Below are 10,748 nucleotides of genomic sequence, written 5' to 3' on the forward strand. Positions count from 1 at the left end.
ATAAAGTTTTAACTCTTGAAGACTTTGATATACTGGCTTGGATTAATCTCTTGGACTTGTCATGATCAAAAAAGTACTGCAATACATAATTTTAGGCCTTGCTGTTTATGCAAGTATTGTCATGCTAGTGATCAATTTCTATAAAGATGACCCTCAAGCTATGATCTGGCAAGATAGAGAGGCATTCAATAACCGCTTTATTTCAAAACTTGATGAATCTGAAGTAATGCCATTAGAGGAAGTTCTTGAAACACTGGGAAGCCCTGATCTGACCTATGTGTCTAAGCAACAAGATAATGTTTTTCAAATTGTTTACTATAGAACACAACTTGTTAAATCTGATGGCATTACAACTCAAGACGAGTGCACGGGCCTCCTATTTAAAAATGGTATTTTGCTAGTTTGGGGTGATAATGCAACTCTTGAATATACAAAAATAAGTGGAGAATAATGCCACCGTGAAAGCATCTGCTACACAATTAAAAAGGCTCTTTGAGCATTCACATCAAGTTCTAAGGCTCTACTACAATAAAGAAAAATGGCCTGTTATATATCCAAGTATTACGCAACTGGCTGAAAGGTTTGTTCAGTGTTACAGTCAACAACCTGGTGCATTACATGCTCACCTTCACTTTTACGCAAAACATCAAGGGTACACCACCAACCTGGTTGTAAATCAATGCATACTTGTTACTTCAATCTGTCACGCACTAAATTTTAATAAAGAAATCACAGAATCATTAGTAATCGCGGCCATATCTGACCAAATTTGCACATCAAATGAAACTAATAAACTTGCTGCTGGGCAACACCTAACGAAGCAGGCTCTAAGGTTAGTTCAAAACCGACATGCACTCGCTGTGAAAATGCTGAATAAAGGTAATGTGCCCACAGGACAAGTACAAAGAATACTCGCCCGTTTAGATAAATATGCCTCAGCCATTACGGGTATTAATGCAATACCTCTTTATGATAATCCAAGCATTATCGTTGCAATTGCGATGCGCATTGCCAAAGCAATTACACCTAGACCAAAAGTAAAAACGTTTAGCCTTAATCAAGCGATAAAATCACTCTATTTAAGCTGTTATAACGAGTTCGCACAGAATGCATTATGTAAATTAAGTGCACAACTTGTTGCACACCCTTCAGGGCTTGCTGTGTCTTATAAGAATGAGCAATGTATTGTTTTAGCAAAAAACGGTAATGTCCATTATCTTGCGCTAATGATAGAAGATGAAGCCAGAAGGATCATCAGAACATCTCAGCCCATCATTGGTGAATACCGAAGTCAAATTATCAGTGATCCTATTCTCCTTTATAAAATCTGGTTTAATGAACAGTTACCTGAAATAAAAGTTAAAACTTTTAACGATAGTGAAAACCTTAAGTCTATTGCAAAGCTCGGAAACACTAAATACCCTGACTTTAAACAGCTAGAAAAAGTCGTTACTAATTTTGAACATATAGAGCAAGCACTAAGAACTGCAGCAAAGCAATATAATCGTCAAGGACAAAAAGCTGGGAGTTTGAGGCATAGCTTAACAATGGTGGGGTTAGATACAGCTGCTTTACTATGCCAGCGTGTATTGCTAGAAACCATGATTGCAAATATTAGTCACCCATTTGCCTCTGATATTATTAATAAATACGCGCACATTAATAAAGTTATTACCCTATTAATAAGTAAAAAGCACAGTGAGAAGTTTGAATTTTATCTCTGCCCTTTCGCCGCTTTTATTTACTTCTTACTTCATCAACACCCTGAAAAAATGATGCGTTTTATTCAAAAAGATGAAGATGAATTTTCGAGTAAACCACTCTCAATTGCACAATTATTTGGGCTAAAGGATTACCAACATGATTCATTAATAGATTATGTGAGCAATTACTTTTCTCAATCATTTTCACATCGCGCACTGTTAAATACTGAGACAAAGACTAAAAGTCAGTTGAATGACGTAGACAAAGAATTTGTTGCTATTAAGTATTTGGCAATGACAACACTATTTGATATTGATTTAGGAACACCTTGGCAAAAACAGACCACAACAGATGTCCTTAAACACTTCGAGTGGGAAAATATTGATGTATTCAAACTAGCTCTCCTAGACCTATCGCCACATTGTGTCATTGAGTAATATTTATTCTATAAATATTATCAATGACAAATATAAATAGTGATTATGCCTAATTTTCATTACTTGCTGGCATAAGATTGCATAAATTGATATAAAACGCGCTTAATTTTTCAAGCGAACACACACCTTCCTTCTTTGTTTACTACACTCTGTATTTAGTGCCCAAGTGGCTAGGTGTGAAAAATATATTGATAAAGGAAACCATAATGGCAAAGCAAACTATCACTGTGATCAAGGGCGATGGTATCGGTCCAAGCATTATTGATTCAGCAATTGAGATCTTAAACGCTGCAGGCTGTGATTTTGATTATGAATTTGTTGATGCAGGTTTAACTGCACTAGAAAAAACAGGTGAGCTTCTACCTAAAGAAACACTAGAAGTAATCGAGAAAAATAAGATCACTTTAAAAGGCCCATTAACTACACCTGTTGGTGAAGGTTTCACTTCAATCAATGTAACACTACGTAAGCAGTTTGGCTTATACGCGAACGTTCGCCCGGTAAAATCTTTTGCAGGTACAAAAGCACGTTACGACGACATTGACATTATTACTATTCGTGAAAACACACAGGGCATGTACTCAGGTCTTGGTCAGGTTGTTTCTGAAGATGGTAATGAAGCAGAAGCAATGTCAAAGATCACACGTGATGGAGCAGAGAAAATTGTTACATTTGCATACGAGCTAGCACGTCGCGAAGGTCGTAAAAAAGTAACAGCAGTTCACAAAGCGAATATCTTGAAATCAACTTCAGGTTTATTCCTTAAAGTTGCACGTGAAGTCGGTGAGCGTTACCCAGATATCGAATCTGCTGAGATGATTGTTGATGCAACATGTATGAAACTTGTTATGACACCTGAAGAATTCGATGTAATCGTAACAACTAACCTATTTGGCGACATCTTATCAGACCTATGTGCTGGTTTAGTGGGTGGTCTAGGTATGGCACCTGGCGCAAACATTGGTGAAAATGCTGCTATTTTTGAAGCAGTTCACGGTAGTGCGCCTGACATTGCAGGTAAAAACCTTGCAAACCCAACTTCGGTAATCTTAGCGTCAATCCAAATGCTTGAATACTTAGAAATGGGTGAAACAGCCGACCGTATCCGTAATGCAGTAGCTGATGTGATTAAAACAGGTGACAGAACTACGCGTGATTTAGGTGGTAATCACGGTACTACAGATTTCACACAAGCTGTAATAGACCGTCTTTAATAAAGAATGAAGCTTACATTAATTCTTGTTTAATAACTCGAAGAGCTGCCTAAGGCAGCTCTTTCTTTATGATTAAAATTTAAACCTTCTTAACATTAATAAGCCTGACAATAAAAGAACAAACATACTACCGCCAGAACTCGACTCTTCACTTTGATTTTCAGTAACTGTCACAGTTATTATTTCAGTCTTCGTTTTATTACTCTCATTGTCTGTTAATGTTGCTGTGACATTAAACTGACCACTCGTAGAATAGGTGTGTGACACACTTTCACCATTGCCTTGGTTACCATCACCGAAGTCCCAGCTAACACTATAACTTCCTGTACCGCCAGACGATGTTGCTTTAACAGATAACTGTAGACCATTCGTTGTCACTAAAGTAGTTATCTCAAGAGGGACGGATAAAGTAATCTGATTAGATTTTGAAACTGCATTATTATTGCCATCAGTCATAGTAACTTTAATCATGTAAGACCCGCTCAGTGAATAACTATGGGATATTTCTTCACCACTTAAGTTATTGCCATCTCCCATATCCCATTCGATATTATATGGTTCAGTGCCTCCATCATAAGATACTTTACCTGTCAAAACACCATTTACATGTGCTAAGTCAACTTCTGTTATCACTAATGGTTTACTCAAATTAATTTCTGTTTCGACACTATGAACTTGACCATTTTCTTTGCGTTGTGTGAATTTAACCGTATATTTTTGATATTGTTCAAATTGAATCGTGGGATGTAGAACTTCACTTGATTGCCCATCCGAAAATTCCCAAGTAAATATATCTGTCTCAGAAAATATAAAGCCACTTGCGGAAAAACGTACTTGCTTATCGTTGATGGCGTAACTTATGTCTGTTTGTCCAGGTGTATAAGCAATTTGAACTTCAGCATTAACGAAAGATTCTGATATATCAATAAGTTCTATTTTTAAGCCATATTTAGGCACCTGAACACCAGACTCAGGCTGTAATTTGAAAGTATAATCTAAACTATCATCAAAAAAGCTCACTGACGAAAGGTCGTTGTCTCCTAGTCCTTCTGATTGTGGTGTCAGTCGCATGGCCGCATCACGAACTTGTATCGCTGAACGAGCAACATCATTACCGTTAGACTTTAATATAGGTCTCTGATCAGTATCTATAATTAGTAAGTCACCAAAGCCTTGATGTTCTGATGTGTTATTATTCTCATAGTTTTCATTAGAATACCAAAGCGTCAAACCAGCTGGGTATTGTGCATACTGTAAGCCTTTATCTATGCCTTGATAACTCCTCAATTGTAGATAGTAAGCATGTTCGTTGCCTGCTTTATATCGCCCTATTTTTCTGAAACCGCTGAACTGGTTACTGTTATCACTTTCAGCGTTGTCACTTAGTATGACTTCTTGTGGTGAAGATATGGTTATGTCGTCGATTACTATTCCAAAAAAAGAAATCGCAGTATCTGTTTGATAAACAAATGTAATGGTTACTTGTTGATTAGAGTAAGAAGTAAGATCATATGTTAACTCTATAAAATCTGCATTTTTTACATCGGTCGTTGCCGAACTTCCATCGATGTAATGCCTTACACCTGGGTAGTTTGGGTGAGTTGTTTTCGTTACGTTACCAGCTAATGGCTCAGAATTTACATACACTTGAAAAATATCGTAATCAGATTCAATACTAAACTTACTCTTCATTTTTAACGTTAATTGATTAGATTCTGGTAATGACACCTTAAATGACATTTGATTATTAAGATTATTACCATCACCCGAATAATATTGAAATGCGCCTGAACTTGGCACGATAAAGTCTTCAAGAAAAGATGGTAAATTAATCTTGATTTGGTTCGTGGATTCGTTAAAAGCACTTGCATGGCTCAAATTAAGATTTGCAGAGCCATCAATAGAGGTTAATTCAAGCGATTTTTGGTTGACCCAATTTCCACCAAAACGATTTTGCAAAAAATCCAAGTTTTTCGGGCTGAACATGACAGGAGTCGAACCTCTGACTTCGCCCATCCAACTGCCACTTGACATGACTGACCAATTAGCAACAGGTTCACCAATCTCTATGTCTTTTAAATCGTACTCATCTGGCAAACCTAAATCATGACCAAATTCATGAACTACTACACCAATCCCAGCATCAATCGGATTAATCGTGTAATTAAACGCTTTGATAGTTGAGCCTGATATATTAGCTGGTTGATTTGAGCCATTTGTTGCAAAAAAACGGTGCGACCAGATCGCATTATCACCTAAAACACCGCCACCTGCTTCTTGGCCAATACTTGAATGGAATAATAAAATATGGTCAATCACACCATCTGGCTCATTGATAATACCATCGCCATCAATGTCGTATAGATCACTTTGATCGTATTCAGAAAGGTCAACACCTTGCGCAACTAAAGCCTCAACAGCTTCTATGACCAACTCAGCTACATTCTCATCTCGAATTTCTCCACTCTGTCGACCATAATAATCGGCCTTTTCTTTTGCAGTAACCCAACCATAAACGCTACCCGTTAGGTCAAAGTTGTTTCCTGTTACATTACGATAATATTGTCTTGCACTGGAGAAGGTTTCTCCGTTTGGTCCTTTAAAGCCATCAACAGAGTAAAGTAAATCACGATAATGTTCGGGTGGATAACTGTTATAGAACATATCTGTATCGCTTAATTCGAGTCTAGGATCACTTGACCTCAAATCAGGAAAATCTACAAGAATACCTAAAATTTTTACTTTATGAAGCGTATCAGTGTTGTTATTTTGTGCAAATTGTTTTGTGCGTTTTAGTGTTGGTTTCACTAATTCGAAAGGTGCTGTTAAAGATACTGATTTTGGCTTTCCGCTTTTAGATATATAATTATTTAATAACTGCATTTTCTCATATTCGCTTAAGGCTCGACCTAGTTTCTTCTCTTCCCAATAGATAACCCTTTCTTCATTTAATCGTAATAAATCAGGCATAGCATAAGATTGTAAGCTATATAAAAGGCCAAGATTTAGTAAAACAAAATGCTTTAAATTCATGCGGTACACCGATATCTGTCTATTAATTTGATACTATCATTACAAATGTGTATACGTCTGTACAAAGATAAAATCACAGAAAAATACTTTATTCATACACTCATTAAAAATAGACCACAAGAACAAGCAAATCATCACCTCCTATAAATTTATAGAAATTTTTATGCAACTTTAGTTTAAACAACCTTGACTTATGCATATAAAAAACCTTTAATAATTCTGTTCAAATTTTAATAGTATTTATATTTCAAGTTATGATTTCTAATTTATCTTTAAACGTCGTACTCGTACTGGTCTTATTCAAAAGCTCAGCGGGGACGTATTAACTTGATTTACGATGAAACCCCGCAATTGCGGGGTTTTTTTTTGTTTAATTTTACGATTGCACCGAGGAATGAGGATGGTACAAACGCAATTTAACGGCTCAGAGTTAGTCGTGAAAGCTTTAAAAGCTTTAGAAGTAGAATATATATTTGGCTACCCTGGTGGGTCAGTACTGGATCTATATGATGCATTATTTCAACAAAGCGACATTGAGCATGTATTAGTTAGGCACGAACAAGCTGCAACACATATGGCTGATGGCTATGCCAGGGCAACTGGTGAAGTCGGCGTCGTGCTTGCAACATCAGGCCCTGGTGCAACAAACTGTATTACTGGTATTGCCACTGCATACATGGATTCTATTCCAATGGTCGTACTATCAGGGCAAGTGCCTTCAAATCTGATTGGTGATGATGCATTCCAAGAAACCGATATCGTTGGTTGTTCAAGACCAATTGTTAAGCATAGCTTCAACTGCAGAAGTGCAGAAGAGATCCCTACGGTTCTGGCCAAAGCTTTTTATCTCGCTAATTCTGGTCGCCCAGGTCCGGTGGTCGTTGAATTACCAAAAGACATTTTAAATCCGCAGTTAAAGTTCGAGTTTAAAATGCCTAATCAAATAGAAATGCGTACTTATAACCCTAGTGTTAAAGGTCACGGAAAACAGATAAAAAAAGCCGTTGAAGCTATCTTAAATGCAAAGCGTTTAGTTATCTATTCTGGCGGTGGCGTTGTTTTATCTGATACATCAGATAAATTGAAAGAGCTGGTAGAAACTCTGAACGCCCCCATCACAAATACCCTCATGGGGTTAGGTGGAATTAGTGGCACTCACCCTAACTTTATTGGCATGCTTGGTATGCATGGCAGTGTTGAGGCGAACAAAGCGATGGCCAATGCAGATGTAATTTTAGCACTAGGTGCAAGATTTGATGATCGTGTTACCAATAATGTTAAAAAATTCTGTCCAAATGCGACCATTGTGCATGTAGATGTTGACCCTACTTCTATTTCTAAAACCATCAAAGCACATATTCCAGTAGTTGGATGCCTTGCGACTGTATTTGATCAATTGTTAAGTGCAATTAACGCTAGCTCAGAACGCATTGACCGAGCTGCACAAGAGGTTTGGTGGGAAGAAATTACAAAGTGGAGAGCACAAAAGTGTCTTGCTTATGAAACCAACCCTGAAGTATTAAAACCGCAAACTGTCATCGAGAAAGTATACGAGATTACTAATGGCGATGCCTACGTATGCTCTGATGTTGGCCAGCATCAGATGTTTGCCGCCCAGTACTACCCGTTTAAAAACCCGCGCCAATGGATTAACTCAGGAGGCCTTGGCACCATGGGCTTCGGCTTGCCTGCTGCAATGGGGGTCAAAATGGCTTTTCCTGAAAATGAAGTACTGTGTGTAACCGGTGATGGTTCTATTCAAATGAATATTCAAGAGCTATCAACATGTTTGCAATATGGTTTAGCAGTGAAAATTATTTCGTTGAACAACCGTTCATTAGGGATGGTGAGACAATGGCAGGATATGCAATATGGTGGTCGCCATTCAAGCTCTTACATGGAATCTTTACCTGATTTTGTTGCGCTGGCAGAAAGTTATGGCCATATCGGCATTAAAGTCGATAGCCCTGATCAACTTGACGAAGCACTTGAAAAAGCATTCTCTATCAATGATAGATTGGTATTTTTAGATATTCGTGTAGACGAAAAAGAGCATGTTTATCCTATGCAAATAAAGCTTGGTGCAGTTGACGATATGTGGTTGAAAAAAGGAGTGAAAGCATAATGCGTAGAATCTTAAGTATCCTTTTAGAAAATGAGCCTGGCGCATTATCAAGAATTGTTGGCTTATTCTCACAGCGAGCCTATAACATTGACAGCTTAACGGTTGGAACGACTGACGACCAAACCTTGTCGCGTATTACAATCACCACCCATGGTGACGATAGAGTCGTCGAGCAAATAACCAAACAAGTCAATAAACTGGTAGATGTGCTGAAAGTTCAGGACTTAACTGAAGTTCAGCATATTGAAAGAGAGCTGTTACTTGTTAAAGTATATGCAAGAGATGAAACCATGCGTGCCGCCGTAACGCGTATTGCCGATGTGTATCAAGGCGCCATTATCGACATGGGTAAACAAAGCTATACCCTGCAACTGCTTAGTAGCTCTGAGAAAATTGAATCGTTTTTAGATATGCTAAGACATGAGAGCGATATTATAGAATTAGTACGCTCTGGTGCGGTGGGGATAGGCCGCGGTGATAAGGCTTTAAGAGCCTAAATTAACAATAAAAAAAGGGGCTGAGGCCCCTTTTTAGTCAATTCAATATAAGTAAATATTACTGATTTACTTGATCTTTAAGACCTTTACCTGCTTTGAAGCTAGGAATATTTGCTGCTGCGATTTGGATCTCAGCGCCAGTCTGTGGGTTACGGCCAGTACGAGCTGCACGCTCTTTTACTGAAAAAGTACCAAAACCAACCAGTGCTACTGAATTACCTTCTTTAAGAGAAGTTGTAACAGCACCAGTGAATGATTCAAGCGCTCTTGCTGCAGCGGCTTTAGAAATTTCAGCATCAGCTGCCATCTTTTCAACTAGTTGAGCTTTATTCATTATTTAATTCCTATTTATTGTAATTTTGCCTAAGCAAAACCTATGTTTATGTATTTTTCGGCTTAGTGCAACTATTTACTACAGATTTTTATGAAAAATCGCATTAAATACCGTAAATAAAGGGCTTTCGAGTTGTTTTAGAGTTTATTTTAATCAAGCCACTTAAATTCTTTTAAACTCACTTTGTTATTAAGAAAAATCACTCCCTCATTTTCAAGCCTTTCTTTCTGTTCAAAAAACTTGCTGCTATCCACCGGAAATGAAATTTTTCCTTGAGCGTTTATAACTCGGTACCAAGGTAACTTAGAATCTTTTGGCAACGTTTTTAAAATCCGGCCGACTTTTCTAGAGTAATTGGCATGTCCCGCCAGTTTGGCGATTTGTCCGTACGTTGCGACATGACCATATGGAATTGCACCTATAATGGTATGGACTCGTGATTCTAAATCATCCATCATATATTTCACCTAATTGCTTAAATCTAGACCAAATCGCTCTAGCTACAGCTCCATGGTGTCTCGTATGCTTTCTGAATACATGGATGTTAGCTGTGAAACTGTCCTGTCTATCTACAATCCTTATTCGCTCTAATTCACCGTTATCAATTTCATTTTTACAATGCTCGAGACTGGTTAGTGCAAACCCTAAGCCGGATAACAAAAATGACTTCATAGAGGTCAGGTCATCGACTTTCATACGATTCGTGTTTAGGGTGTATGTCAAACGTTCACTATCAAAAGCAAACGCACTTTCAAACATAGCAATACATGGATAGGACTCTAACGCTTCGTAATGCAAAGATGTCGGTAACAAACCTTTTTTTGCGACAATTCCAAGCTCTATCTCCCCTACTTTCATCGTTTCAAGCTCACCCGTTGCGTGAAACAAATCAAACCAAGGGCCTATGCCTAATTCAGCTTTACCATTGTTCACTTGCTGTAGAGCTTCAAAACGCGGGCCACTGGTAATTGAAAATTCAGTAGACTTATACGTTTTAAACATATCTCCAATGGCCTCATTGTATATATTTTGATATGAAATAGGTTCATAACAAATACTAAACTTAGCTTCATTGCCCTCAGCAAATTCATTCGCCAATATTTTCAAATCATCACGAATAGCCAGCAACTTGGTGGCCTCTAGATAAAAATGTCTGCCTTGCTCAGTAAGTTTTAATCGATATGCTTCCCTATCTACAATACTAAAACCAAGGTTTTGTTCTAGTCTTTTAATAGACTGAGAAATGGCCGGCTGGGTCTTATGCATTCTTAATGCAACTTCTTGTAAGCTTTTAGAATTTGCAACTGCATCGAGTATTTCGAGATCTGCCAACTTCATAAATTTAATTTATCAACTGTACAATTTTTAATAATTTTAATTTTATCAGTTTTTTTCTTATCCTTA

9 protein-coding genes are annotated in these 10,748 nt (G+C 37.7%); 5 read left to right on the top strand and 4 right to left on the bottom strand.

The genetic code is table 11. The features are described from left to right. The first annotated feature begins 61 nt into the window (after window positions 1-61). The 3 genes from ACGHEH_RS07600 to ACGHEH_RS07610 all read left to right on the top strand — a co-directional run bounded on the left by ACGHEH_RS07600 (window position 62) and on the right by ACGHEH_RS07610 (window position 3,355). On the top strand, window positions 62-451 hold the full coding sequence (locus ACGHEH_RS07600; protein ID WP_390443564.1) for a DUF3192 domain-containing protein: 390 nt from the start codon (window positions 62-64) through the stop codon (window positions 449-451). 7 nt (window positions 452-458) lie between these two features. Beyond that, on the top strand, window positions 459-2,141 hold the full coding sequence (locus ACGHEH_RS07605) for a hypothetical protein (RefSeq protein WP_390443566.1): 1,683 nt from the start codon (window positions 459-461) through the stop codon (window positions 2,139-2,141). A 206-nt stretch (window positions 2,142-2,347) separates the two neighbouring features. Further along, entirely contained in the window at window positions 2,348-3,355 is a 1,008-nt protein-coding gene (locus ACGHEH_RS07610; RefSeq protein WP_390443568.1) for an isocitrate dehydrogenase, read from the top strand. A gap of 72 nt (window positions 3,356-3,427) precedes the next feature. Here the strand turns inward: ACGHEH_RS07610 and ACGHEH_RS07615 are convergent, their stop codons facing one another. After that, window positions 3,428-6,388 (bottom strand): immune inhibitor A domain-containing protein, encoded by a 2,961-nt coding sequence (locus tag ACGHEH_RS07615; RefSeq protein WP_390443571.1) that lies wholly within the window; start codon window positions 6,386-6,388, stop codon window positions 3,428-3,430. Window positions 6,389-6,788: 400 nt separating this feature from the next. Here ACGHEH_RS07615 and ACGHEH_RS07620 point away from each other — a divergent pair, with 400 nt between their 5' ends. Further along, entirely contained in the window at window positions 6,789-8,513 is a 1,725-nt protein-coding gene (locus ACGHEH_RS07620) for an acetolactate synthase 3 large subunit (protein WP_390443574.1), read from the top strand. Further along, window positions 8,513-9,010, top strand: a complete 498-nt coding sequence (gene ilvN, locus ACGHEH_RS07625) for an acetolactate synthase small subunit (protein ID WP_138479431.1) — start codon at window positions 8,513-8,515, stop codon at window positions 9,008-9,010. The genes ACGHEH_RS07620 and ilvN overlap by 1 nt, the downstream gene beginning before the upstream one ends. 58 nt (window positions 9,011-9,068) lie before the next feature. Here the strand turns inward: ilvN and ACGHEH_RS07630 are convergent, their stop codons facing one another. The 3 genes from ACGHEH_RS07630 to ACGHEH_RS07640 form a co-directional block, all read right to left on the bottom strand. Then, window positions 9,069-9,344 (bottom strand): HU family DNA-binding protein, encoded by a 276-nt coding sequence (locus ACGHEH_RS07630; protein ID WP_138479433.1) that lies wholly within the window; start codon window positions 9,342-9,344, stop codon window positions 9,069-9,071. 149 nt (window positions 9,345-9,493) lie between these two features. Then, window positions 9,494-9,802: an MGMT family protein gene (locus ACGHEH_RS07635; RefSeq protein WP_390443578.1), complete on the bottom strand. Its 309-nt coding sequence runs from the start codon at window positions 9,800-9,802 to the stop codon at window positions 9,494-9,496. Further along, window positions 9,792-10,682, bottom strand: coding sequence for a LysR family transcriptional regulator (locus ACGHEH_RS07640; RefSeq protein WP_390443581.1), 891 nt, complete (start codon window positions 10,680-10,682; stop codon window positions 9,792-9,794). The genes ACGHEH_RS07635 and ACGHEH_RS07640 overlap by 11 nt, the downstream gene beginning before the upstream one ends. Between the last annotated feature and the right edge of the window lie 66 nt (window positions 10,683-10,748).

The organism is Pseudoalteromonas sp. MTN2-4 (genome assembly GCF_042848605.1).
GTDB lineage: Bacteria > Pseudomonadota > Gammaproteobacteria > Enterobacterales > Alteromonadaceae > Pseudoalteromonas.